Source organism: Micromonospora sp. NPDC049107 (assembly GCF_040648595.1).
Taxonomy (GTDB): Bacteria; Actinomycetota; Actinomycetes; order Mycobacteriales; family Micromonosporaceae; genus Micromonospora.
In genome coordinates this window covers 258,420-282,251 of record NZ_JBEZEC010000002.1, presented here as the reverse complement: position 1 = coordinate 282,251, position 23,832 = coordinate 258,420, and the positions used below count along the sequence as shown (strand labels likewise).

Here is a 23,832-nt window from a genome sequence, read left to right as displayed (position 1 = left end):
TGACCCTGGCGGGGATCAGGCCTTCGGGATCTCCACGTCCGGAGCCCACGCGCCGGCCTTCGCCTTGAAGGCCCACACCTTGACCTGGGCCGGGTCCAGCTCGCCGGTCGGCTCCCACTTGTAGGTCACGCCAGAGGCGGAACCGGCCTTGTTGTAGGTCGAGAGGAAGGCCTGGATGTCGGCGCGGGTGGTCTTGCCGGCCTTGATCGCCTCAAGGTAGATGTTGGCCAGGTCGAACGAGACGTCGGCGTACACGCCCGGGTCCACGCTGTACTTGGCCTTGAAGTCGGTCACGAAGGTGCCCTTGGCGGCGGTCGCCGGGCCACACGGGCAGGTGGCGATGGTGCCCTCGACGTCCTTCTGACCGGCGACCGACAGCATGTTCGCGTCGTTGATGCCGTCACCACCGATGAACGTGCCGGTCCAGCCCGCAGCCCGCAGCTGCTTCAGGAACGGCGCCGCCTCCTCGGTGTAACCGCCGTAGAAGAGAACAGCGGCACCGCTGGTCTTGACCTTGGAGATCTGCGCACCGAACTCCTGCGCGTTGTCGACCACCTTGTCGGTGCCGATGACCACCGAGCCGAGGCCCTTCTTGACCTCGTCGGCCAGACCCGCGCCGTACGCCGACTGGTCGTCGATGACGAACGCCTTGTCAGACTTCAGCACGTTCTTGATGTAGCTGGCGACGGCCGGGCCCTGGGAGAAGTCGTTACCCACACCGCGGTGGAAGACCTTCCAGCCCTTCGTCGACAGGCTCGGTCGCGTGGCCGACGGGCTGATGACGGACAGACCCGCGGTGTCGAAGATCGGCAGCGCGACCTCGCTCTCACCGGAGAACGCCGGCCCGACCATCGCCACGATCTTCGTGTCGGCCGCCGCGCTGGTCGCGAGACCACCCGCGAGGTCGGCCTTGCCCTGCGAGTCGAACGCCTGAACGGTGACCTTGCAGTCCGCGTTCTCCGCGTTGTACTTCTCCACGGCCAGGTCGGCACCCTGCTTCATCGGGGTGACCAGGCCGGCGTCGGCGCCCGAGAGCGCCCCGAAGAAACCGATCTTGAGGTCGCACGCCTTGCTGGCGGAACCACCCGACGTGCCCTCGTCCTTCTTACACGCGCTGGCGCCGCCGGCAACAAGCGCCACGATGGCGACGCTGCCGAGGACGCGCACGAAGTTTTGCCTCAAGGCTGGAACCCTCCTCCGTCCAGAAGCCCGGTGGCGCCTCGTAGAACGCCAAGGCCACACCGGACCGGACCGTTCACCCGGTCTGGGGCGGGACGTTATCCCACAACCACTACTCCCCGTAAGGTGTCGTAGGCGGCGTTGACTCAACCGTTACCAGAAGCGGAAAAGCTCGCGTTTAGATGTCACATCGGCGCCTGTCGACAACTCGTCAAACGGGCCCAGAAGGCCCGAACCACACCCGCGCCGCCACCCCGTCGTCGACGGTGACCACCATCCGACCGTCCGCTGCCGCGACCGCCGCCGACGTGTCCCCACCAGCGGAAACGTGACCTGGCAGGGTCACCGGCACCCACGACGAGGCGTCCCCGGCGGACCGCCACAGCCGGTGCCCGTCGCTCGCCACCGTCATCGCCAGCACCACGCCGCCGTCGCCGGCAACCGCCTCCACCCCCGCCACCGCGCCCGCGCCCGTCGCCCCGAAATCCGCGACGGCCCGCCATTCTTCGGCGCCAACCGTCGCCCCAGGCGACCATTTCCAGGCCTGGAATGCGCTCCCCCGCACCCCCAGGGCGTACACCACGGCACCCACCCGGACGAGACGCTGCGCGACCTCGTCCGCACCCGTCGCCGGCAACGCCGTCCGCGTCCACGCCCGGCCGTCGGCCGACGACCAGACGTACGGATCACGGTCCGCCCGACCCGCCGGCCGACCCCCGCCCGCGACCAGCCAGCCATCGGGCGCCGCCACCACATCCGTGGCGATCGTCGTCAACCCCGCGTCACTGGCCAGCCCCGGAGCATCGTCGACCAGCGCGAAGTCGGTCGCGTCCGCGGAACGCCACACCGCCGCCCCACCCGTGCGGGCGCCCGCGATCAGCCACCCGCCAGCGCCACCCGCGATACGACTCGCGCTGACCGCCTCCGGTCCGCCGTACAGCTCGAACTCCGCCGGCACCTCGGACAGACCACCGTCGGCGTCCTGCCGCCACGTCCGCACCCGCGGATTGCCGTGCGCGCCACCCGACCGTGCCCCGATGACGGCGATCCGACCCTCGTGACAGCCGACCGCGTACATGATCGCGCGCTCGCCGTAGTAGCTGATCGGCCGCAACGGCAACGACGTCCACCCGCGACCGTCCACACTCCGCCAGGCGGCCGGCCGGGTTCCACCATCGGGCGCGCCCACCGCGCCGACGGCGTACCACCGACCCGCGCAGGCGGTCACATCACGTGCGATGAGCCGACCCGGCGCACCCGGGGGCACCGGCAGATCGGCCATCTCCCACCGTGGACGCACCGGTTCGGGGAGCCGCCCGTCGTCGGCGGCCCGGCAGCCGGCGAGCAGTGTGACGACAACCCCGACCACCGCGACCGTACGCCGGACCGACACGCAACTGATGCTATCGATCCGATCACCCGCCGCCGAGGGTCGACCAGGGTTCAGACGGACGGTTGCTGCGCCACCTCGCCGCCGGCGGTCTCCGCGAGGATCCGCTCGGCGACCTCCTTCATGGTCATCCGGTGGTCCATGGCCGTGCGCTGGATCCACTTGAACGCCTGCGGCTCGGTCATCCCGTACGTCGTCATCAGCGCGCCCTTGGCGCGCTCCACCGTCTTGCGGATCTCCAGGCGGTCGGTCAGGCTCGCGACCTCGGCCTCCAGGGCCGCGACCTCCGAATACCGCGACAACGCGATCTCCACCGCCGGGACCAGGTCACTCTTCTGGAAAGGCTTCACGAGGTACGCCATCGCGCCCGCCGCCCGCGCCCGCTCCACCAGATCCCGCTGGCTGAACGCGGTGAGGATGATCACCGGAGCGATCCGCGCGCCCGCGATCCGCTCGGCGGCGGCCAGCCCGTCCATGATCGGCATCTTGATGTCGAGAATGACGAGGTCGGGCTTCAGCTCCTCGGCGAGGCGCACGGCGGTCTCGCCGTCGCCGGCCTCCCCCACCACCTCGTAGCCCTCTTCGACCAGCATCTCGGCGAGGTCCAGCCGGATCAGCGCCTCGTCCTCGGCGATCAGTACGCGCCTGCGCTCGGCATCCGTCGGCGTCTCAGCCACCAGCCCTACCCCCACCAGTTAGAACCCGACACCCGCCCAGCCGGGTGTCACCGCTCTCAGCGTAGTGGGTATCCTGTCAGGGCCGAATCAGGGAAGCGTCCCCGTATTCCAACTGGCAGAGAAACGGAGCTCAAACCTCCGACAGTGTGGGTTCGAATCCCACCGGGGGCACCAAATTGTCGTACGGGTGTTCGAGAATCCTCTCGTGCACCCACCTGAGATTCGCGCACGAGCACGGCAGATGTTCCTCGCCGGCAGCACGGTTGCCGACACCGCCCGCGCGACCGGAGTGCCGTACCGGACAGTCTGGCACTGGTGTACCGATCGCCCGGAGGCTCGCCTCCGAGGCACGCAGCTTCGGTGCTTCCGCTGTCGCGACGGTGTCGACAGTCCGACAGACCCCGCCGCCTACGTCTACCTGCTCGGCCTCTACCTGGGCGACGGCCATCTGGCCGTCTCACCGAAGGTGCCGGTGCTTCGGATTGCCTGCACGGCGATCTATCCGAACCTCATCGGCGAGTGTGAGTCGGCCATGCTCTCAGTGCTCGCGACGCGCGTCCAGCGGATCCTCAAACGCGGCTGCGTCTCGGTCGAGAGCAGCGGCATGCACTGGCCGTGTCTGTTTCCGCAGCACGGTCCCGGCACGAAGCACGAGCGACCGATCGTTCTGGCCGACTGGCAGCTGTCGCTCGTCGAGAGCCACCCCGGCGACTTCCTGCGCGGTCTGTTCCACTCCGACGGCTGCCGGTTCGCCAACCGGGTGACCGTGCGGGGCAGGGACTACGTCTACCCGCGCTACATGTTCGTCAACGAGTCGACCGACATCATGGGGCTCTGCCAGTGGAGTCTGGACCTGCTCGGTATCGCCTGGCGGATGAACCGCCGCAACTGCCTGTCGGTGGCGCGGCGCGACGCCGTCGCCACCCTCGACCGACACGTCGGCCCGAAGTCCTGACCAGGGTCACGCGCGGGCCATGGCCGGTGCGCCGATGAAGTCCATAATCGCCTTGTTGACCTCGTCGGCGTGGGTCCACGGGATGCCGTGCGGGGCGCCCTTGAGGGTGACGAGTGTGCCGTCGGGCAGCATCGGGGCGAGCCGTTGGCCGGTCACCGGGTAGGGCAGCACGGCGTCCTGGTCGCCCTGGACGATGAGGATCGGCACGTCGAGTCGGGGCACGTCGGCGCGGAAGTCGGTGGGAATGACGTCGATGCACTGGTACATGGCGCGGGCGGAGGCCAGCGCGCCGATGGCCCAGTGCGCCTTGAACGCTTCCTCGCTGACCTGCTTGCCCCTGGTCTGCTCGTAGTTGAAGAAGCTGGTGCAGAAGGCGGTGAGGAAGGCGACCGGTCGGCCACGACGGCCTGCTTGAAGCCGTCGAAGACGCTGCCGTCGACGCCGTCGGGGTTGTCCGCGGTCTTGAGCAGGAACGGCGCGAGCGGGGCGAGCAGGATTGCCCGGCTGACCCGGTCGGAGCCGTACCTGCTGAGGTAGCGGGTCACCTCGCCGGTGCCCATGGAGTGGCCGGCGAGGATGGTGTCGCGCAGGTCCAGCTCGGTCATGAGGGTGTCGAGGTCGGCCGCGAGGGTGTCGTAGTCGTACCCGGTGTCGGGTTGGCTGGAGGCCCCGAATCCGCGACGGTCGTAGGTGATGACCCGGTAGCCGGCCTGGAGCAGGGGGTCGGCGAGCTTCTCCATGGTGGCGCCGTTGAAGGGGAAGCCGTGGATGAGCACGACGGGTTGGCCGGAGCCGTGGTCCTCGTAGTAGATGTCGATGGCGGTGTTGTTTTCGGTGCCCACGGTGATGAACGGCATGTTCGTCCCCCTTGAGTCGGTTCGGCGTTGTCGGCCGAAGTGGGTTTCCCCGGGCCTTGACGGTCATGCCGATCGTGGGAGCCTGTGGCGGGACCGATGACAGGGGTGGATCTGATGCGGGTGGTCATCTTCGGTGCGACCGGCATGGTCGGTCAGGGCGTGTTGCGCGAGTGCCTGCTCGCCGAGGACGTGCGGGAGGTGCTCACCATCGGTCGCCGGCCGACCGGTCAGCGGGACCCGAAGCTGCGGGAGTTGACCGTCGCCGACGTCGGTGACCTGGAGTCGGTACGGGCGGAGCTGACCGGCGTCGACGCCTGCTTCTACTGCCTCGGTGTGTCGTCGCTGGGTCTGGACGAGGCGGCGTACACCCGGATCAGCTACGACTTCCCGATGGCTGCGGCGCGACTGTTGGCCGAGGTGAGCCCGCAGGTCACGTTCGTCTACGTCTCCGGCGTCGGCACCGACTCGACCGGTCAGGGTCGGGTGATGTGGGCGCGGGTGAAGGGCCGCACCGAGAACGCGGTCATGGACCTGCTGCCCAACGGGTACGCGGCGCGGCCGGGGTTCATCCAGCCGACGTACGGGGCGGTGTCGCGGACCCGGGCCTACCGGATCGGGTACGCGGTCACGCGTCCGCTCTTCCCGGTGTTGCGGGGGCTGCTGCCGAACCACGTGACGACCACCGACGGGATCGGCCGGGCGATGTTGCGGGTGGCGCGGGAGGGCTCGCCGACCCGGGTGTTGGGCAACCGCGAGCTGCGCTGATCAGGCGATCGCGTCGAGCGCGCGGGCGAGGTCGGCGCGCAGGTCCTCGGGATCTTCGAGGCCGACGGAGAGGCGTAGCAGCGCACCGTCCGGCTTCGCGTCACCCTCGACGGGGCGGTGGGTGAGCGAGGCGGGGTGCTGGATGAGGGTGTCGACGCCGCCGAGGGACACGGCGTGGGTGATGAGCCGGCAGGAGGCGGCGACGGTGGCGGCGGCGGACGCGCCGCCGCGTACCTCGAAGGCGAGGAGGCTGCCGGGTCCGGACATCTGCCGGCCGACGAGCGCCGCCGGGTCGTACACCGAGGGGTGGTGCACCCGGTGTACGCCGGGGTGGTCGGCGAGCCAGCCGGCGAGTTTCTCGGCGGTGGCCTGTTGGGCGCGGACCCGCAGCGGGAGTGTCTGCAGGCCGCGGTGCAGGAGGTAGCCGCCGAGGGGGTGCAGGATCGCGCCGGTGACGGCGCGGACCTGGCGCAGGCGCGCCGCCCAGGCCTCGTCGCAGGCGACGACGCCGGCGAGGACGTCGCCGTGCCCGCCGATGCTCTTGGTGGCGCTGTGCAGGACGAGGGCGGCGCCGTGGCGGGCGGGTTGTTGCAGGACGGGGGTGGCGACGGTGTTGTCGACGAGCAGGGGCACGTCGCCGGCCGCCGCGGCGAGGGCGGCGATGTCGACGAGGTCGAGGGTGGGGTTGGCCGGTGTCTCGATGACGACCATCGCGGTGTCGGGGCGGAGGGCGGTGGCGACCTCGTCGGGGTGGGCCCAGGTGACGGTGGTGCCGAGCAGACCGGTGGCGAGGACGTGGTCGGTGCCGCCGTAGAGCGGGCGGACGGCGACGATGTGGCGGTGGCCGTCGCGGGTGGCGGCGAGCAGGGTGGCGGTGAGGGCGGCCATGCCGCTGGCGAAGGCGACGGCCTGTTCGGTGCCTTCGAGGGTGGCGAGGGCGGTTTCGAAGCGGGCGACGGTGGGGTTCCAGAGCCGCTGGTAGACGGCGCTGGCGTCGGCGGGCAGGGTGCCGCCGGTCGCGAGGTGCTCGTAGGCGTTGCCGCCGTCGTCGACCGACGGCAGTGGGTTGGTGGTGGAGAGGTCGATCGGTGGTACGTGCACGCCGAGCGTGCGCAGGTCGTCGCGGCCGGCGTGTACGGCTCGGGTGTCCACCGTCGTCATGCGGGTAGGGTCGAACATCTGCCAACCTGGGTGCAACAGTTTGGTGGATGATTCTGTTGAGAGCCCTGGTTTTGGCCGGTGGTTCGGAGGACGATGCTCGGATGCCCTCTGAGTCGAACGATGTACGGCCGTATCCGGCCCTGGACGAGGTGGACCGCGCGATCCTCGCCGAGTTGGTGGCGGACGGCCGGTTGCCGAACAACGCGCTCGCCGAGCGGGTGGGGGTGGCGCCGTCGACGTGTCTGACGCGTACCCGGGCGTTGCGCGAGCGCGGGGCGATCCGGGGCTTCCACGCGGAGGTGGATCCGGCGGCGTTGGGCCTGCCGTTGCAGGCGCTGGTGTCGGTGCGGTTGACGGCGCACGAGCGGGCGGCGGTGGACGCGTTCCGGGCGCGGTCGGTGCGGCTGCCCGGGGTGGTGTCGGTGTTCCACGTGGCGGGCGCCGAGGACTACGTGCTGCACGTGCGGGCCGCGTCGGGTGACGCGTTGCGGGACTTCGTGCTGGACCAGTTGGCGGTCGATCCGGTGGTGCAGCACACGCAGACCAGCCTGATCTTCGAGCAGGCGCGTGGGGTGGGCTGAGCGGCCGTCGGAATGAACGGGCAGGCCGGGGAGTTGGCACTGCGTGTGATCACCGTACCGTTGTCTGTTCTTGATCTTGCCCCGGTCGCCAAGGGCGCCACCGCCGGCGCGGCCTTGCGGGCCACCACCGAGCTGGCCCGACGCACCGAGGAGCTGGGCTATCACCGCTTCTGGGTGGCCGAGCACCACAACATGCCGGCGATCGCCAGCTCCGCGCCGGCGGTCCTGCTGGCGCACCTGGCGGCGAACACGTCGACCATCCGGCTGGGTTCCGGTGGGGTGATGCTGCCGAATCACGCGCCGCTGGTGGTGGCCGAGCAGTTCGGCACCCTGGAGGCGCTGCACCCGGGCCGGATCGACCTGGGCATCGGCCGGGCCCCGGGCACCGACCAGGTGACCGCGCTGGCGTTGCGCCGCACCATGGAGGGCCTGTCGGCGGAGGGTTTCCCGCGTGAGCTGGCCGATCTGATGAACTACTTCAGCGGTGAGAAGCCGGGGCAGATCATCGCCACCCCCGGTCGGGGCGAGCAGCCGGCCGTCTGGCTGCTCGGTTCCAGCGGCTTCAGCGCCCAGCTGGCCGGTCTGCTGGGTCTGCCGTTCTCGTTCGCGCACCACTTCAGCGCGGCGAACACGCTGCCGGCGCTGGCGCTGTACCGGCAGAACTTCCGGCCGTCGCAGTGGCTGGACAAGCCGTACGCGATGGTGGCCGTCAACGCGGTCTGCGCCGACACCGACGAGCGGGCCGAGTGGCTGGCCGCGCCGAGCGCGCTGTCGTTCCTGAAGCTGCGTTCCGGTCGGCCGGAGCCGTTGTCGACGCCGGACGAGGCGGCGGCGTACCCGTACACGGAGTTCGAGCGGGAGTTCGTGCTGCAACGGCGCGAGGGGCAGGCGATGGGCTCGCCGGAGACGGTGCGGCGGCAGCTCACCGAGTTGCAGGAGCGCACCGGCGCGGACGAGCTGATGCTCACCACGCTCGTGTACGACGTGGCCGACCGGGTGCGGTCGTACGAGTTGATCGCCGAGAAGGTGGCCGGGGGCCTGCGCCGGGACGCGTGAAACACGATCTTCACGTCAGCGTCACTCCCGCGACCCGGACGGTGCCTAATGTTGGTGCCGGTGGTGGTACGGCATTCCCGGTCGGGACGGGTCGGGGATGCCGCGGTGTGGAGCACCGGGCTGTAGCTGTGCGGATTCCGCGGCTGCGGCCCGGTGCCTGCCACCTTAGGCGAACTCGATCAGTACCGCCAGGGTCAGATCAGCGTAGGTAGATGTTCGGGGTGGGTGGGCCCGCCATCTGATCACCGATGAAGAACCCCGGGTGCGGCGGCTGGTTGTAGGCGGTGTTCTGCCACGCGATCGCCACCCGGTACTGCGGGTCGTGCATCAGGGTGTAGATCCGGGTGCTGGTCGGAGTGGGCGTGCTGTAGATCCGCAACGCCCGACTGTCGGTGGTCCGCCAGATCACCTCCTCGCGCCAGTCACCCAGGATGTCGCCGGAGAGCGACGGCGTGGACTTGGTGCCGTTGTTGGACGCGACCCCGCTGCCGTCGAGCAGTCGGGTCTCGCCCCCGGCGCCGTACTTGTCGATCCTCGTGGCGTCCAGCAACTCCCGGACGGGGTCACCGTCCCACCAGGCGAGGAAGTTCGTCGACGACGGCTTGCGGCCGATGTTCTGCCCACGGGTGTTGGCGAGGCCGGAGACCGCCGCCGACCAGGACTCCGCGCCGGGGCTGCCGGCCCAGATGTCCGCCGAGACGCCCCGGCCGTTGTCGCCGGAGGCCGGCGTCGACCACAGGACCTGACCGGTACGGGCGTCCGCGAACCACGAGCTGGGCTTGCTGCCGTCCTCGTCGACCTTGAACACCTCCAGGCCGGCGCGGCCCGGGTCGAGATCCCCGACGTGCAGGGCGTCGCCGTGCCCGTTGCCCGTCGAGTAGAGCAGCCGCCCGTTGTCGTCGATGGTGGCGGCGCCGTAGACGATCTCCTGGCGGCCGTCGCCGTCGACGTCGGCCACGGAGAGCTGGTGGTTGCCCTGGCCGGCCGCCGCGCCGTTGCCGGAGGAGTTCGAGTCGAACGTCCAGCGCTTGGTCAGCGAGCCGTTGCGGAAGTCCCAGGCGGCGATCACCGCCCGGGTGTAGTAGCCCCGCGCCATGATCAGGGACGGGCGCTGGCCGTCCAGGTACGCGGTGCCGGCGAGGAACCGGTCCACCCGGTTGCCGTACGAGTCGCCCCAGGACGACACGGTGCCGCGCGGCGGGTCGTAGTTGACGGTGGATGCGATCGCGCCGGTCTGGCCGTTGAACATGGTCAGGTACTCCGGGCCGGACAGCACGTAACCGCTGGAGTTGCGGTAGTCCGCCGACGACGAGCCGATGAGCTGGCCGGTGCCGGAGCGGGTGCCGTCGGCGGTCTTCATGGCCACCTCGGCGCGACCGTCGCCGTCGTAGTCGTACACCTGGAACTGGGTGTAGTGCGCGCCGGCCCGGATGTTGCGGCCGAGGTCGATGCGCCACAACCGGGTACCGGTCAGGGTGTACGCGTCGACGTAGACGTTGCCGGTGTAGCCGGACTGGGAGTTGTCCTTGGCGTTCGACGGGTCCCACTTGAGGACGATCTCGTAGCTGCCGTCGCCGTTGAGGTCGCCGACGGAGGCGTCGTTGGCGCTGTAGGTGTAGCTCTCCCCGCTGGGTGTGGTGCCGCCCGCCGGCACCTGCAGGGGCACGTCCAGGTAGCCGTTGGCGAACTGCAGGGCCGGCGCGGACGCCGCCTGCTCGACGCCGCCCACCACGGCCCGCACGGTGTACGTCGAGCCGGCCGCCGCGCCGCTGTCGAGGTAGTTCGTGGCGCCGGTGATGGGGTTGGCGTTGACCCTGGTCGAGCCGCGGTAGAGGTTGAACGACACGCCGGAGGTCTCGGTGCCGAGCAGACGCCAGGAGACCAGGTTGCCGTTGCCGGAGCGGACGCTGACCAGCCCTCGGTCCAGGTTCTCCAGCTGTTTCGCCCCGGCCGGAGGCGTGGTGGGTGGCGGCGTGGTCGGTGGGGGCGTGGTCGGTGGGGGCGTCGTGGGCGGTGGCGTCGTGGGCGGCGGGGTGGTCGGCGGTGGCGTGGTCGGGGCCGGGGTGGTCGGGTCGCCTGTGGGGGGCGCTCCGGTGCAGGTGACGCCGTTGAGCGTGAAGCTGGCCGGGGCCGGGTTGCTGCTCGTCCAGGAGGCGTTGAACCCGAACGAGGCGGTGCCGTTGGTGGCGAGCGCGCCGTTGTAGTCGACGTTGCGCGCGCTCACCTGCGCGCCGGACTGGCTGACGGTGGCGTTCCACGCCTGGGAGACCTGCTGGCCGGCGGCGTAGGACCAGGCGAGGGTCCAGCCGTTGATCTCCTCGCCGAGGTTGGTGATGGTGACGTTGGCGCCGAAGCCGCCCTGCCACTGGTTGGTGACCTGGTAGTCGACGCGGCAGCCGACGGCGGCGGCCGAGGCGACGACCGTGCCGACGGTGCCGGCCACGACGACTGCCGCCGTCGAGGCGGCGAGCAGGGTCAGCCGTTGTCTTGACGGGTGCATGAACTGCCTCCGGGGGATCCGGTGGTGACCGCTGTTGGCCCACCTGCCCTGCCCGGGAAGCACGGTGGACGGTCCGCCGCGGCGGCGACGGAACGGCGGTCTGGTCGGGGGTTGACGCCCTGGAACTCGGATCCGGCTCAGCCGCATCGTAGGGCAAGCGCTTTCCGGTCCGCAATATCGACGACCGTCACCCCGTACGGCTCTTGACCCCGCCCCACACCGCCTGATCGACTCGACCGGATGAGCGCCCCGCACATGGACCCGGACGAGTTCCGCCGCGCCGGCCACGCCGTCGTCGACTGGATCGCCGACTACTGGACGACGCTGCACCAACGACCGGTCACCTCCGCCGACCCGCCGGGCACGGTGGCGAAGGCCCTACCGGGTTCGCCGCCCACCACCGGCGGCGAACCGGTCGAAGCGCTCCTCGCCGACCTGGACACCATCGTCCTGCCCGGGCTGACGCACTGGCAGCACCCCGGCTTCTACGGCTATTTTCCGGCGAACACCTCCGGTCCGAGCCTGCTCGGTGACCTGGTCAGCTCCGGGCTCGGCGTGCAGGGCATGATGTGGGCGACGAGCCCGGCCTGCACCGAACTCGAGACGGTCATGATGGACTGGCTGGCCGAGCTGCTCGACCTGCCGCCGCGCTTCTCCTCCACCGGGCCCGGTGGCGGCGTCATCCAGGACTCGGCGTCCTCGGCGACACTGGTGGCCACCCTCGCCGCGCTGCACCGCGCCAGCGGGGGTCGTTGGCGCGCGACCGGCATCGACCGGCGCTACCGCGCGTACACGTCGGTGCACGGGCACTCCTCGATCGAGAAGGCCGCGCGGATCGCCGGACTGGGCGCGGACGGCATCCGGTCGATCGACGTCGACCCGGACACCCAGGCGCTGCGCCCGGACGCGCTGCGCGCGGCGATCGAGGCGGATCTGGCCGTCGGGGACGTACCCGCCATCGTGGTCGCGACCATCGGCACGACCTCCACCACCGCCATCGACCCGGTGGCGGAGATCGGGGCGATCTGCGCCGAGTACGGCATCTGGCTGCACGTCGACGCGGCGTACGCGGGCTCCGCCGCCGTCTGCCCCGAACTGCGCTGGTCGCACACCGGCCTGGAGTACGCCGACTCCTACTGCTTCGACCCGCACAAGTGGCTGCTCACCGGCTTCGACTGCGACGCGTTCTGGGTGGCCGACCGCCGAGAACTGGTCGAGGCGCTGACCGTGCTCCCCGAGTTCCTGCGCAACGCCGCCTCAGATTCGGGCGCGGTGCTCGACTACCGGGACTGGCAGGTGCCGCTGGGTCGCCGTTTCCGGGCCCTGAAGCTCTGGTTCGTGTTGCGCTGGTACGGCGTCGAGGGGCTGCGGGCGCACATCCGCTCGGGCGTGGCCCTGGCCGCCCGGTTCGCCGATCACCTGCGCGCCGACGACCGGTTCGAGCTGGCCGCGGCGCACCCGTTCTCGCTGGTCTGCTTCCGGCTGCGGGCCGACGACGGCACGAACGCCGAGCTGCTGGCCCGGGTGAACGCCAGCGGGCGGGCACATCTGACCCACACCCGGGTGGCCGGCCGGTACACGCTGCGGCTGGCCGTCGGCTCACCGCAGACCACCGCGGCGCACATCGACGAGACGTGGGCGCTGCTCGCCGAGGCAGCGGACAAGCTGCTGACGCGCTGACGGCCCGGACGCTACCGCCCGCCAGGTCGCCGATGTGGCGGCATCGCGACGCGGAGACCCCGCCAGATCGCCGACGTCGCGGCGTCGCCGCCTGCAGACACCGCCACATCACCGATCCGCAGTCGACCTCCCGCCGCGACGGCGGCAGAGGAGCCGCGTCCCGGCTGCCCGCCGGCAGGGCTGATGGCCGGCGGCAGCGCCGCCTGCGGGGCGAGGACCCAAATGAGCGTGATGCCTGTGAGTCATCAAGATGACTCACAGGCATCACGGTCACAGGGGGGTAGGCACTCCGCCGCGAACACCGACGGGAGAGCACCAAGTCGACCGACGTCACCGGAAGCCGCCGCGCGAGTCAGCGCCCTCCCGGGGTGCCCGCCACGCTGAGATCGGCCGGTGCGCTGCCGTCGGCAGCGCCGGTGATGACAGAGACCGACTCAGGAAGCACCGGCAAGACAGCGCCGGCTGCCGTGGCCGTCTCGGTGGCGGCGGCAGCGGTGGCGCGGGCTCGACGGGTGCGCCGCAGGGCGCGTACGGCGAAGAGCAGCGCGGTCAGCCATCCGGCGGCCAGCAGGACGTAGAGGGTGGGGCGGAGCGGGCCGCCCAGCTCGGCCGACCGGATCAGGGTGCGGGCGTTGGTCAGCACGATGACGCCACCGACCGCCGCGCCCAGCAGTTGGGCGGGCACGATACGCACCAGCCAGGCGGCCAGCGGGGCGGCGACCAACCCGCCGATCAGCAGGGCGACGACGGTGGGGAGGAGGAAGCCCTCCGTTCCCAGCCCGATCAGGAAACCGACGCTGGCGGCTCCGGCGACCACGAACTCGGCGGTGTCGACCGAGCCGATCACCTTGCGGGGCTCCAGGCGACCGGAGACCAGCAGCGCCGGGGTGGCGACCGGGCCCCACCCGCCGCCGCCGGTCGCGTCGACGAAGCCGGCGACCAGGCCCAGCGGGCCGAGGAAGCGTCCGCGCAGCCGTCCGCCGACCCGACCGGTACGCAGCGGTCGGGCGAAGCGCACCAGCAGGTACGCGCCCAGGGTGAAGAGGATGGCGGCCATCCACGGCGCGGCCGACTCGGTGGAGATCGAGCTGAGCAGGGTGGCCCCGGCGAACGCGCCGATCGCGCCGGGCAGGGCGATGCGGGTGACCACCCGCCAGTCGACGTTGCCGAACCGCCAGTGCGCGATCCCGGCCGCGAGCGTGGTGCCGATCTCGGCCAGGTGCACCGACGCCGAGGCGGCGGCGGGCGCGACCCCGACTACCAGCAGCAGGGTGGACGAGGTCAACCCGTACGCCATGCCGAGTGAACCATCGATCAACTGCGCGACGAGCCCGACCAGAGCGAGGACCAGTAGCTTGCGCACGAGCGCCCCCTGACTTTTCGGTATCTCCTATCGACTTGGTCGACAATGCGGCACGGCAGAGCCGGGGTCAAGTGTCTGATCGGTGGATGGGACGCCCGCAGGTCGGCGTCGAGGCGTCCGCCCGGGGAGGCGTCAGATCCAGGCGCGCGGGTCGGCGGCCAGCTCGGTGACCCGCGCGGGCAGCGCCCCCGCGGCCACGTCGGCGACGCTGACCAGTTCCAGGATCTCGCGCTCGCTGGCGCGCAGCGCGATCCAGACCTCCTGGAGGGCGCGGGCCGGACCGTGGTAGCCGAGCTGTTCGGGGCGCTGCCCCCGCACGTGCGCGAGCGGCCCGTCGATCACCCGGATCACCTCCGCGAGAGAGATCTCCTCGGCCGGGCGGGCCAGCCAGTAGCCACCCTCCGGACCGCGCTGGGCGTGCACGATGCCACCCCGGCGCAGCTGCAACAGGATGCTCTCCAGGAACTTCGGCGGGATCTCCTGCGCACGGGCGATCTGGTCGGCGGTGACCGGCCGGCCCCGCCCGGGGCCGCTGGCCGTCGCGGCCAGCTCGGCGGCCGCGCGGAGGGCGTAGTCGACCCGGGCGGAGAGACGCATGCCGGCAAGGTTAGCCCGCAGGTCATCCGCCGGTACCGGCGACCCTCAACCGATCGGCCACGCATCGACGGACAACCAATTACGCCGCGCACCTTGATCCATTAACCGGTGGGGCCCGAAAGGACGATTCCGAACCTCCCTATGCTGGGCGGGTAGTACGACTGTCCGGCCGGTTGGTGGAGTTCGGACCGGACGTTGATTAACCCCGGGGGAAGGCAACACGATGACCGATGTCGCCACACGCACCTGGGATGGCATGACCATCCCGATCGCCGGCACCTACCGCCTCGATCAGGCGCACAAGCGGATCGGTTTCCTGTCCCGTCACATGATGGTGAGCCCCGTGCGCGGCGAGTTCGCCGAGGCGACCGCGGAGATCACGGTCGGGGAGGATCCGCTGCGTTCCGGGGTGACCGCCACGATCGCGTCGGCGAGCATCTCCACCGGCAGCGCCGACCGGGACACCCACCTGAAAAGCGCCGATTTCCTCGACGTGGAGCGTTATCCCACTCTCGAATATCGAAGCACGGGCATCACGTGGCAGAGCAACGACGACCCGATTTTCTACTGGGCGCGCCTGCGCAACCACCGACTCGGCGGACGAGGCAGAAGTCACAATCCGCCGCCGCAGTCCGAGCCCAATCGTTTCGTGCTCGCCGGTGAGTTGACGGTGAAGGGAATCACCCGTGCGGTGGACCTACAGGTGAATTTCGGCGGCGCGCGGCGTGATCCGTACGGGCAGAACATCTTCGGATTCAGCGCGACCGCGGAGATCAACCGTGAGGACTACGGCCTGCTCTGGAACGTCGCCCTGGAGAGCGGCGGCGTCCTCGTCGGTAAGACCGTGCAGATCGAGATCGCCGGTGAGGCCATCCACCAGGCGTGACCGGTCGGGTCAGGCGCCGACGCGGCGCAGCAGACCCTCCTGGACGGCGCTGGCGATCTGCCGGCCGTCCGTGGTGAACATCCGCCCGGTCGCCAGCCCTCGCGCGCCGGACGCCGACGGGCTCCAGCAGTCGTAGAGGAACCACTCGTCGGCACGGAATGGCCGGTGGAACCACAGCGCGTGGTCCAGGCTCGCGCCGACCAGGCCGCCCGGCCCCCACACCTCGCCGTGCACGGAGAGCACCGAGTCCAGCAGGGTGAGGTCGGAGGCGTAGGTGAGCGCGCACGCGTGCAGCAGCGGGTCGTCGGGCAACTTGCCGTCGATGCGCATCCAGACCCGCTGGTGCGGGTCGGCCGGTCGGTCGCCGGGGCGGACCCAGCCGGGCTCCCCCACGTAGCGCACGTCGATCGGGCGGGGGATCTGCCCCCACATGCCGAGGCGCTCGGGGTAGCGGGAGAGCCGGTCGGACATCGTCGGCACGTCCTGCGGCGGCGGCACGTCCAGCGGGGCCGGGGCCTGGTGGTCCAACCCCTCCTCGGCCCGCTGGAAGGACGCCGACATGAAGAAGATCGGCCTGTCGTGCTGGAGGGCGACCGCGCGACGCACCGAGAACGACCGGCCGTCGCGGATGTTCTCCACCTGGTACTCGATCGGCTCGGCCGGATCGCCGGGGCGGACGAAGTAGCCGTGCAGCGAGTGCACGAAGCGCTCCGGATCCACCGTGCGGCCGGCGGCGACCAGGGCCTGACCGGCAACCTGGCCGCCGTACACCCGCTGTGGACCGACCGGGGGGCTCATCCCCCGGAAGGTCATCTCCCCGGTCGGGTCGAGGTCCAGCACCTCCAGCAGCTGGTCGACAGCCGCCTGGCCGACCGCGACCCGACCATCGCTCACTGCAGCGCCCGCGCCGACGCCGCGTCGACCAGCGAGCCGAGCTGGTGCACGCGCAGCGTGTTCGTCGAGCCGGGGGTGCCGGGCGGGCTGCCCGCCACGATCACCACGTAGTCACCGGGGTTGGCCCGGTCGAGGCCGAGCAGCGCCTGGTCGACCTGACGGAACATGTCGTCGGTGTGCTGCACGAACGGCATCAGGAAGGTCTCCACGCCCCAGGTGAGGGCGAGCTGGTCGCGCACCTCGGGGACCGGCGTGAAGGCCAGCAGCGGCAGGTCGCAGTGCAGGCGGGACAGCCGTCGCACGGTGTCGCCGGTCTGCGAGAACGCGACGAGCGCCTTGGCGTTGATGGCCCGGGCGATCGACGAGGCGGCCACGGTGAGCGCGCCGCCGTGCGTACGCGGGTCGTGCTGCAACCGCGGCACGCCGATCGAACCGGCCTCGGTGGTCGTCACGATCTTGGCCATGGTGCTGACGGTGAGCACCGGATACTTGCCCACGCTGGTCTCGCCGGAGAGCATGACCGCGTCCGCGCCGTCGAGCACGGCGTTGGCCACGTCCGAGGCCTCCGCCCGGGTGGGGCGGGAGTTCTCGATCATGGAGTCGAGCATCTGGGTGGCCACGATGACCGGCTTGGCGTTCTCCCGACAGAGCTGCACGGCGCGCTTCTGCACCAGCGGAACCTCGTCCAACGGCATCTCGACACCGAGGTCGCCACGGGCGACCATCACGCCGTCGAAGGCCAGCACGATGGCCTCGAGGTGCTCCACGGCCTCCGGCTTCTCGACCTTGGCGAGCACCGGGCGGAAGACGCCCTCCTCGGCCATGATGTTGTGCACGAGCTTGATGTCCTCGGCCGAGCGCACGAACGAGAGCGCCACCAGGTCGACACCGAGGCCCAGGGAGAAGCGCAGGTCCTCGGCGTCCTTGTCCGACATGGCGGGCACGCTGACCGCCACGTTCGGCAGCGAGACGCCCTTGTTGTTGGAGACCGGGCCGCCCTCGGTGACGAGGCAGCGGATGTCGTTGCCGGTGACGTCGGTGACCTCGACGGCGACCCGACCATCGTCGATCAGCAGCCGGTCGCCGGGCTTCACCTCGTGCGGCAGCTTGGTGTAGGTGCAGGAGACCCGCTCCTTGGTGCCGAGGATGTCGTCGCCGGTGATCACGACCGAGTCACCGGTGCGCCACTCGTGCGGGCCGTCGGCGAACTTGCCGAGCCGGATCTTGGGGCCTTGCAGGTCGGCGAGGACCGCCACCGGCTTGCCGGCGGCCTCGGACGCCTCCCGGACCAGCCGGTAGACGGCCTCGTGGTCCTCGTGGCTGCCGTGGCTGAAGTTGAGCCTCGCCACGTTCATGCCGGCCTCGACGAGACCCCGGATGCGCTCCGGGGACGAGGTGGCGGGTCCAAGAGTGCAGACGATCTTCGCGCGGCGTGTCACGCCCATCAGGCTAGTCTCTCCTTCAGGTCGGACTCGGGGCCGACCCCTTGCAGGCAGTGGAACAGGTGTCCAACGACGCGTGGCACGCGTCGGGCCGGCGGGCGCAAGCGCACCGGAACGTTGTGGCGACGGGCAACGGCGACCGCGCGCCGGGAATCGTACGCCTCCGCGCGGAGCCGGTGTCGGGCCGCTCCCGGCGACGGCCCTCTGCGACGCCCCCGGGACGGGCCGAGCGGGCACGGCGGTGAGCAGGTCACGCGGCTCGTGCGCCGCCTGGACGGCCGGGGACGGCCGGCCCACGCCGTACGCGCGACGGTAACACCGGCGCCGGCCACGACGCCGTCAACGGCCTGACACCCGTCTCCGGATCGACGGTCAGTTACCGGCCTTGACCAGCGGAAACTCCAGCGAGCCGGCCGGGCAGAGGAAGGTCAACACGTCCACCCGGTAGAGGCCGGCCTGCACCGCCGGATCGGCCTCCAACACGCCGCGCACGTCCTCGACGCTGCCGGTGCGGGCCAGCCCGAAGCCGATCGGCGGCTCCGGCGTACGGGCCGGGCCGTCCACCGAGCCGGAGACCAGGATGATCCCGCTGCGCTGTAGCGCCCGCATGTGCTCGGCGTGCTCGGCCTGCAACCGCTGCACGGTCTCCGGGGGCAGGGCCCGTCCGGCCGCTCCGGGATAGATCACGATGCACTCGTACGTGTCGAGCGCGAAGTCGACCTGCGGCACCTGCGGCATGGCCCTCCCTCCGCCGTCGCGCCGGCCCGGTCCGACGCCGACACCCGAGCCGGCGTCACCGGCACGCGCCCAGCCTCGCACGTCGAAAGGGGCGGTACCCGTCGCTCCGCGCAACTCCCCCGGGTCGGTCACCGGGACGGACGGCATCCGGACACGGGCACGTGGGCGCACCCGGTGTGGTCACCGGCTACGGTGGACGGTCCAGATGTCGGTGGCGGGAGGTCGGGATGAGTGACGACGGGCCGACGTCGAGCCCTCTGTCGTACGCCGAGGTGACCGACGAGGCGTACGCCACGCGGGCCGCGGCGGACTTCCGGGCCCAGGAGTTCGAGTTCGCGGTGGTGCTCAGCGGGCGCTGTCCCCGGTGCGGCCACGCGAGCGCCACCACGCTCGTCGACGCGATCTACCGCAAGGACGCGGCGACCTCCGACCCGGGCTACCGGACGCTGCTGTGCGAGTGCGAGGCCGAGCACCCGGGGTGCCCCGCCGGGCTGCGGGGCTGCGGGGCGTACTGGACGCTGTGGCTGGAGGTCGAGGCGTGATCCGTCTCCGTCCCGGCCCGCCCGCGACCGTGGCCGACCTACGCGGCGCGCAGCAGCTCGCCGGACTGCTGCGCGGCGAGCTGGAGCGGGTACGCGCGGCGGCGCTGGCCTGGCGCAACGGCCTGGGTGGCCTGCTGGTGGCGCTGGTCGGGTTCAGCCTGATCCGGGGCCGCTCCGACGTGACCACCCTCGCCGCGGGTTGGGGCGCGCTGGTCGGGTTGCTGCTGCTCGCCGCGCTGGCCGCGGGCGTGGCCGGAGCGCTCGCGCTGCTCCGCGCGGCACACGGGCCGCTGACGGTGACCCCGGTGGCGGCTCTCCCGCCGGCCCCGCTGGGCGATCACCGGGAGGCGATGGCGGCGGTCCGGTCCCTGCGCATCGGGGTGGGGCTGGTGCTGCTGTGCACCACGCTGCTGGTCGCCGCCGTCGGCGTGACCTGGTACGCCCCCGGCCGCTGATCCTCCTAGGCTGAGCGGCGCTCAGGGGCCCAGGTGCGCGTAGCCGGCCCAGGTTTCCGGATGGTCGGGTAGGGCGGCGCGCAGGCGGCGGACGGCGGCGTGCAGGGCCACCGCCGCGCGGTCCGGAGCGATCCCTCCGCTGACCGCCAACCCGTCGTACAGGTCGACGCAGAGCCGCACCGTCAGCGCGTCCGAGATGGACCACAACGCGCCGATGACGTGCCGGAAGCCGGCCAGTTGAAAGGCCGTGCCGAGGGTGAGCGCCTCGTCCGGCAGGGCCGCCCCGCCGCGTACCGTCTCGCAGGCGGAGAGGACGGCCAGCGCGGCCGGCCGCCCCGCCGGCCGCCACAGGTCGCGGACGCTGAGCGCGCCGCCCGCCAGCTCGAGGCGTCCCCGGGTCGGGAAGCGCAGGTCCTGCGTACCGTGGCAGGACAGGTGCGCGACGGGCTGCTCGGGCAGGGCGTCGAGCACCGTCGCCGGGCCGGCCGCCGGGCCGATGAGCGAACGCACCCGGCCGAGGCGCCGTCGGACGATCTCCTCCTCGCGCGCCACGCCGGGCAGGTCGGCCAGGCCGGGCGTCTGTGGCATGCCGACGAAGAGCGCCGCGTCGACCGGTCCGGGAGCTGTCGGTCCGGCCCGGCGGGCGTGCGTCAGCGCCCGTAGCGAGGCCGTGTAGGACGGCACCACCCGGTCGAGCAGCCCGTCGCCGCCGTCGGCCGGGCCGGCCGCGTGCAGTGGTAGGAGGGTGAGCACGCCCGTGGGGCACCACCACAGCCGGGGCCAGCCGCCGTCCGCCGGCTCGGCGTCGGCGGCCGGCGGGGTGGGCAGGGCCACCTCCAGGACGGGTACGGCGATGACGCGCCACAGCCAGTCCAGGGTCTGGGCGACCTCGGCGCGGGCCGCCGCGTGCCGACGTTGTACCTGCGGCGGGGTGACGTCCGCCGCCGAGGGCCCGGTGAGCACCGCGATCGCGCCCAGGAAGCTCGCCGTACGCACGATCAGCTCGGCCAGGGTCAGCTCCGGCAGGGGCACGACGGTGACCCGGCCGCCGGCGACGACCAGCGCGTCGCAGCGCCGGTCGGCGACGTTCACCAGCACCACCGGTCCGTTCGCGGCGGCCCGGGCCAGATCGTCGAAGGGCGGCGGGCGGAGGAAGTCGGCGAAGCCGGGCCGGTCGCGGATCTCGGCCAACAGGTGGCGGCGGCGGGTGGCGAGGTCGTACCGCTGCTCCGGCGTCGTTCCGGTCGCGGCGACCGACCCGCCACGTTCCCACCCGTCCGGCGACACCACCTGGCCCGGCGGCCGCGACCCGAAGCCGTCGAGGGCGGCTTGGAGGTCGGCGAGGCGGGGCGCCCGCGCGCGGAGCGCGGCCAGGTCCGCGCCCGCGTCGTGGGCGCGGGTGAGCAGGACTCCCCGGCCGTATTCGAGCAGCTCGACCGCGCGCTCCGGGCGGTTCAGGGCGATGGCGACCGCCGCCGCGTCGCTGGCCAGGCCGGGGAAGCGTCCGAGCAGGCGGGTCTGGTCGTCGGGGTCCATGCCGTGCCAGGCCACCAGGTCGATCAGCTCGATGGCGGTGGTGTACCCGTCGAGCGCGGCCGGCAGGTCGCCCGCCTGGGCGGCGTGTGCCGCGTACCGGCCGGCGGCGGTCGCCCGCAGCAGCGACGGCGCGGACTCGACGTGGGCGGCGGCGCGCAGCGCGGCGGTCGCCTCGACCAGCGCGCGGGAGTCACCCGCGCCGGTCTCGGCGACCCGCTCCAGAGCGGTGGCCAGGTTGCTCAGGCACATGGCGCGGCCGGGATGCTCGGGGGTCAGCTCGTCGACCGCCTCCCGGTAGGCGGTCAGCATGGCGCTGGCGTCGGCGTCGGCGTGGCCGGCCTGGTGGCGCAGCAGGAGAGCGTTGCCGAGGTTCGTGAGGATCCGGTGCCGGTCCCCGCCGGCCGACGGCCGTCGGCTCAGCCGATCGAGCAGCCGAACCGCCTCGTCCAGTGCCGGCAGGTCACCGTTGAGGCGATGCCGCAGCAGGTGGGCCAGCGCGTGGGTGGCGACCGTCTGGGCGTACTCAATGGGGTCGGCCTCCTGTTCGGCCAGCTCGGCGGCCTCGCGCAGCGCGCCCACGGCGGTGTCGGAGTCCTGGGCGATACCGGCCGCGACCTCGTCCGTGGGCCCGCCGCTCGCGGGCAGCGCGCCGTCGAGGAAGAGTTCGACCCGGCGGTTCAGGGCGGAGCCGTAGTTGGTCAGCGCCGGCAGACGGTCCGGATGCCCCGGTGGCGTCGATTCGACCACCCGCGCCAGCACCTCGATCGCCTCGGTCAGGGTCGCCAGGTCCTGCGTCGAGGCGAAGAGCGCCTGCAGCACGAGACCCAGGTTCGAGCGGTACCGGGGCAGCGACGCGGTGTCCGAATCGGCGGCGGCCACGGCCGATCGCAGCGCGACCGCGGCCGGCTCCAGCAGCGTTGGCTCGCCGGCCAGGTCGGAGAGTTCGCGCAGGGTGTTGCCGAGGTTGTTGAGCACGTGGGGGCGCAGCGGGTCGGCGCGGGGCAGCAGCCGTTCCGCCTCGGTCAGCGCGTCGCGGCCGGCGCGCAGCGCGCTCACCCCGCCGAGGTCGGCGTGGCCCAGGGCGAGCGCGTGGCCGAGATCGGCGAGCCGACGCGCCCGCTGGACGGGGTCCCGGGCGGCGCCCACGGTGGCGCGCAGCACCCGTACCGCCTCGGTGATGTCGTCGGCGCGTCGGCGCCGCTCGTACCGGGTCACCAGCAGACCGCCCGCGACGTGCCGCAGGTCGTCGCCGTCCGTCCCGTCGGGCGTCGACCCGGACGCGGTGGCGGCCCGGTACGCGTCGATCGCCGCGTCGAGGTCGGCCGGGTCGGCGGTGGTGTGGTGCCGCTCGGCGAGCAGGGTGGCGAGGCCGAACTGGGCGGTGCCGGCGAGATCCGGGGCGAGGCCACCGAACCCGGTCAACGCCGACCGGTAGGCCTCGATGGCGGTGTCCCGGTCGGCGGGCATCCGGTCGCGCGCGAACCGCTCGGCGAGCGCGGCGCCGTGCAACGCGGCGACCCGGGGGTCGGCGCTGTCCCGGGCGGCGGCGAAGGCGTCGACGGCCTCGTCGAGGTCACCCGGTCGCCGGTGCAGCCGCCACCGGTCGCGCAGCCGTTGGCCGAGGTTCATCCGCGCCATCGTGCGCACCGGCGTGCCCGGCGCGGCGACCCGGACCGCGTCCCGCAGCGCGGTGATCGTCTCGTCCAGCGCGGCGGGGTCGTGGTCGACGTCGTACGTGTCGCCCAGGACGTTGCCGAGGTTGAACAGCCGTACGGGACGTTCCGGGTCGCCGACGCCGGTCGCCTCCAGGCTCTCCCGGTGCGCCTCGACGGCCCCCGCCAGGGCCCGTCGCCGGCCGAGATGCTGGAACTGGTCGCGGTGGACCCTGCCGAGGGCGGACAGGTAGTGCAGGCGCTCGGGCGCTCCTGCCGGCGTACCGGCCAGCGCCTGCCGCAGCAGCGCCTCGGCCTGATCAGCCGCCCGGTAGTCGCGGCTGGTCTCGGCGGCGGCCATCAGGAGGACGGCCTCGACGTACCGGGAACTCGCCGTCGGGTCGCTGGCGGTGGTGTCCATTGGGGCGGGCCGGGGGCGCGGCGGCCGACCCGCCGCCTCAGCGGGAGCGGGCCGGGAGCGCAGCAGCTCCAGCAGCGGCGGCGGCACCCGTTCCGGCGCGAAGCGCAGCAGAAACTCGGTGAGCCGCAACGCCTGGTCGAGGTCGTCGGCGTCCTCACCCGACGGCAGTAGCTGATAGCGGTACCAGTGCAGGCCGGCCAGGAGGGACATACCCTCGGCGACCCGCTCGGGCAGCGGCCCGTCCGGGGACGTCGCGGTCACCAGGTCGACGACGGCCTCCGCGTCGCGGATCGCGCCGGAGTCGAGGACCGCCCGCCGATCGCCGGTGGCCCCGAAACGTTCCAGCCGCTCCCGCAGCCGCCCGATCGGGTCGGGTCTGAACCGTCGCCACATCGCGCCTCCCCCGCGCCGGCCGCGCCGACTCGGATCAGGCGTAGCAGACCGGACACGGAGCGCGCTAGCCGTCATCGTGTCCCGGCACACAATTGGGCGGGCCGCGGCATGG

At 72.2% G+C, this 23,832-nt stretch carries 19 protein-coding genes, 1 tRNA gene and 1 pseudogene; 9 read left to right on the top strand and 12 right to left on the bottom strand.

Annotation, left to right across the window (positions count from 1 at the left end):
• Positions 1-15 precede the first annotated feature (15 nt).
• From AB0B55_RS06460 to AB0B55_RS06450, 3 genes are all read right to left on the bottom strand, one after another.
• Entirely contained in the window at positions 16-1,182 is a 1,167-nt protein-coding gene (locus AB0B55_RS06460; RefSeq protein WP_357127192.1) for a branched-chain amino acid ABC transporter substrate-binding protein, read from the bottom strand.
• Between the two features lie 208 nt (positions 1,183-1,390).
• Entirely contained in the window at positions 1,391-2,572 is a 1,182-nt protein-coding gene (locus AB0B55_RS06455; RefSeq protein WP_357170796.1) for a hypothetical protein, read from the bottom strand.
• Positions 2,573-2,622: 50 nt separating this feature from the next.
• A complete protein-coding gene (locus AB0B55_RS06450) occupies positions 2,623-3,246 on the bottom strand; it encodes a response regulator (protein WP_355049623.1) in 624 nt (207 codons plus the stop codon).
• A gap of 97 nt (positions 3,247-3,343) precedes the next feature.
• Between AB0B55_RS06450 and AB0B55_RS06445 the strand changes: the two genes are divergently transcribed.
• A tRNA-Leu gene (locus AB0B55_RS06445) sits at positions 3,344-3,420 on the top strand.
• Between the two features lie 31 nt (positions 3,421-3,451).
• Positions 3,452-4,201: a helix-turn-helix domain-containing protein gene (locus AB0B55_RS06440; RefSeq protein WP_357170794.1), complete on the top strand. Its 750-nt coding sequence runs from the start codon at positions 3,452-3,454 to the stop codon at positions 4,199-4,201.
• A 6-nt stretch (positions 4,202-4,207) separates the two neighbouring features.
• Here the strand turns inward: AB0B55_RS06440 and AB0B55_RS06435 are convergent.
• A pseudogene (locus tag AB0B55_RS06435) lies at positions 4,208-5,058 on the bottom strand (alpha/beta hydrolase).
• A gap of 96 nt (positions 5,059-5,154) precedes the next feature.
• Between AB0B55_RS06435 and AB0B55_RS06430 the strand changes: the two are divergent.
• Complete coding sequence (locus tag AB0B55_RS06430; RefSeq protein WP_357170792.1) at positions 5,155-5,823, top strand: NAD-dependent epimerase/dehydratase family protein; 669 nt, start codon at positions 5,155-5,157, stop codon at positions 5,821-5,823.
• On the opposite strand, the gene AB0B55_RS06425 is transcribed toward AB0B55_RS06430, so the two are convergent.
• Entirely contained in the window at positions 5,824-7,002 is a 1,179-nt protein-coding gene (locus tag AB0B55_RS06425) for an aminotransferase class I/II-fold pyridoxal phosphate-dependent enzyme (protein ID WP_357170790.1), read from the bottom strand.
• Positions 7,003-7,085: 83 nt separating this feature from the next.
• Between AB0B55_RS06425 and AB0B55_RS06420 the strand changes: the two genes are divergently transcribed.
• Together AB0B55_RS06420 and AB0B55_RS06415 are read left to right on the top strand one after the other, a co-directional pair.
• A complete protein-coding gene (locus AB0B55_RS06420; RefSeq protein WP_357127173.1) occupies positions 7,086-7,565 on the top strand; it encodes an Lrp/AsnC family transcriptional regulator in 480 nt (159 codons plus the stop codon).
• Positions 7,566-7,598: 33 nt separating this feature from the next.
• On the top strand, positions 7,599-8,621 hold the full coding sequence (locus AB0B55_RS06415; RefSeq protein WP_357170788.1) for an LLM class flavin-dependent oxidoreductase: 1,023 nt from the start codon (positions 7,599-7,601) through the stop codon (positions 8,619-8,621).
• A gap of 199 nt (positions 8,622-8,820) precedes the next feature.
• On the opposite strand, the gene AB0B55_RS06410 is transcribed toward AB0B55_RS06415, so the two are convergent.
• Positions 8,821-11,121 (bottom strand): cellulose binding domain-containing protein, encoded by a 2,301-nt coding sequence (locus tag AB0B55_RS06410; protein WP_357170786.1) that lies wholly within the window; start codon positions 11,119-11,121, stop codon positions 8,821-8,823.
• A gap of 240 nt (positions 11,122-11,361) precedes the next feature.
• On the opposite strand from AB0B55_RS06410, the gene AB0B55_RS06405 reads away from it, so the two are divergent.
• The gene (locus AB0B55_RS06405) at positions 11,362-12,801 is read left to right on the top strand and encodes a pyridoxal-dependent decarboxylase (protein WP_357170784.1); all 1,440 of its coding nucleotides are present in this window, start codon (positions 11,362-11,364) and stop codon (positions 12,799-12,801) included.
• 352 nt (positions 12,802-13,153) lie between these two features.
• Here the strand turns inward: AB0B55_RS06405 and AB0B55_RS06400 are convergent, their stop codons facing one another.
• Positions 13,154-14,164, bottom strand: a complete 1,011-nt coding sequence (locus tag AB0B55_RS06400) for a sulfite exporter TauE/SafE family protein (protein ID WP_357170782.1) — start codon at positions 14,162-14,164, stop codon at positions 13,154-13,156.
• A gap of 132 nt (positions 14,165-14,296) precedes the next feature.
• Positions 14,297-14,761, bottom strand: coding sequence for an Rrf2 family transcriptional regulator (locus AB0B55_RS06395; protein ID WP_030334362.1), 465 nt, complete (start codon positions 14,759-14,761; stop codon positions 14,297-14,299).
• A gap of 223 nt (positions 14,762-14,984) precedes the next feature.
• Here AB0B55_RS06395 and AB0B55_RS06390 point away from each other — a divergent pair, with 223 nt between their 5' ends.
• On the top strand, positions 14,985-15,647 hold the full coding sequence (locus tag AB0B55_RS06390; protein WP_357127158.1) for a YceI family protein: 663 nt from the start codon (positions 14,985-14,987) through the stop codon (positions 15,645-15,647).
• Positions 15,648-15,656: 9 nt separating this feature from the next.
• On the opposite strand, the gene AB0B55_RS06385 is transcribed toward AB0B55_RS06390, so the two are convergent.
• The 3 genes from AB0B55_RS06385 to AB0B55_RS06375 form a co-directional block, all read right to left on the bottom strand.
• Positions 15,657-16,541 (bottom strand): acyl-CoA thioesterase II, encoded by an 885-nt coding sequence (locus tag AB0B55_RS06385; RefSeq protein WP_357170780.1) that lies wholly within the window; start codon positions 16,539-16,541, stop codon positions 15,657-15,659.
• Entirely contained in the window at positions 16,538-17,986 is a 1,449-nt protein-coding gene (pyk, locus tag AB0B55_RS06380) for a pyruvate kinase (RefSeq protein WP_355049534.1), read from the bottom strand. The genes AB0B55_RS06385 and pyk overlap by 4 nt, the downstream gene beginning before the upstream one ends.
• 369 nt (positions 17,987-18,355) lie before the next feature.
• Entirely contained in the window at positions 18,356-18,721 is a 366-nt protein-coding gene (locus AB0B55_RS06375) for a YciI family protein (protein WP_357170778.1), read from the bottom strand.
• 227 nt (positions 18,722-18,948) lie between these two features.
• Here AB0B55_RS06375 and AB0B55_RS06370 point away from each other — a divergent pair, with 227 nt between their 5' ends.
• Together AB0B55_RS06370 and AB0B55_RS06365 are read left to right on the top strand one after the other, a co-directional pair.
• Positions 18,949-19,263, top strand: coding sequence for a hypothetical protein (locus AB0B55_RS06370; RefSeq protein ID WP_357127151.1), 315 nt, complete (start codon positions 18,949-18,951; stop codon positions 19,261-19,263).
• Positions 19,260-19,718, top strand: coding sequence for a hypothetical protein (locus AB0B55_RS06365; protein WP_355049531.1), 459 nt, complete (start codon positions 19,260-19,262; stop codon positions 19,716-19,718). The genes AB0B55_RS06370 and AB0B55_RS06365 overlap by 4 nt, the downstream gene beginning before the upstream one ends.
• A gap of 21 nt (positions 19,719-19,739) precedes the next feature.
• On the opposite strand, the gene AB0B55_RS06360 is transcribed toward AB0B55_RS06365, so the two are convergent.
• Complete coding sequence (locus AB0B55_RS06360) at positions 19,740-23,720, bottom strand: CHAT domain-containing protein (protein WP_357170776.1); 3,981 nt, start codon at positions 23,718-23,720, stop codon at positions 19,740-19,742.
• Between the last annotated feature and the right edge of the window lie 112 nt (positions 23,721-23,832).

What these genes read in the sequence shown, in the direction of transcription:
- AB0B55_RS06425 (WP_357170790.1), bottom strand. Translation starts at nt 7,002, where the DNA reads ATGTTCGACCCTACCCGCATGACGACGGTGGACACCCGAGCCGTACAC.
- AB0B55_RS06390 (WP_357127158.1), top strand. Translation starts at nt 14,985, where the DNA reads ATGACCGATGTCGCCACACGCACCTGGGATGGCATGACCATCCCGATC.
- AB0B55_RS06360 (WP_357170776.1), bottom strand. Translation starts at nt 23,720, where the DNA reads ATGTGGCGACGGTTCAGACCCGACCCGATCGGGCGGCTGCGGGAGCGG.
- AB0B55_RS06395 (WP_030334362.1), bottom strand. Translation starts at nt 14,761, where the DNA reads ATGCGTCTCTCCGCCCGGGTCGACTACGCCCTCCGCGCGGCCGCCGAG.
- AB0B55_RS06375 (WP_357170778.1), bottom strand. Translation starts at nt 18,721, where the DNA reads ATGCCGCAGGTGCCGCAGGTCGACTTCGCGCTCGACACGTACGAGTGC.
- AB0B55_RS06370 (WP_357127151.1), top strand. Translation starts at nt 18,949, where the DNA reads ATGAGTGACGACGGGCCGACGTCGAGCCCTCTGTCGTACGCCGAGGTG.
- AB0B55_RS06420 (WP_357127173.1), top strand. Translation starts at nt 7,086, where the DNA reads ATGCCCTCTGAGTCGAACGATGTACGGCCGTATCCGGCCCTGGACGAG.
- AB0B55_RS06405 (WP_357170784.1), top strand. Translation starts at nt 11,362, where the DNA reads ATGAGCGCCCCGCACATGGACCCGGACGAGTTCCGCCGCGCCGGCCAC.
- pyk (WP_355049534.1), bottom strand. Translation starts at nt 17,986, where the DNA reads ATGGGCGTGACACGCCGCGCGAAGATCGTCTGCACTCTTGGACCCGCC.
- AB0B55_RS06430 (WP_357170792.1), top strand. Translation starts at nt 5,155, where the DNA reads ATGACAGGGGTGGATCTGATGCGGGTGGTCATCTTCGGTGCGACCGGC.
- AB0B55_RS06410 (WP_357170786.1), bottom strand. Translation starts at nt 11,121, where the DNA reads ATGCACCCGTCAAGACAACGGCTGACCCTGCTCGCCGCCTCGACGGCG.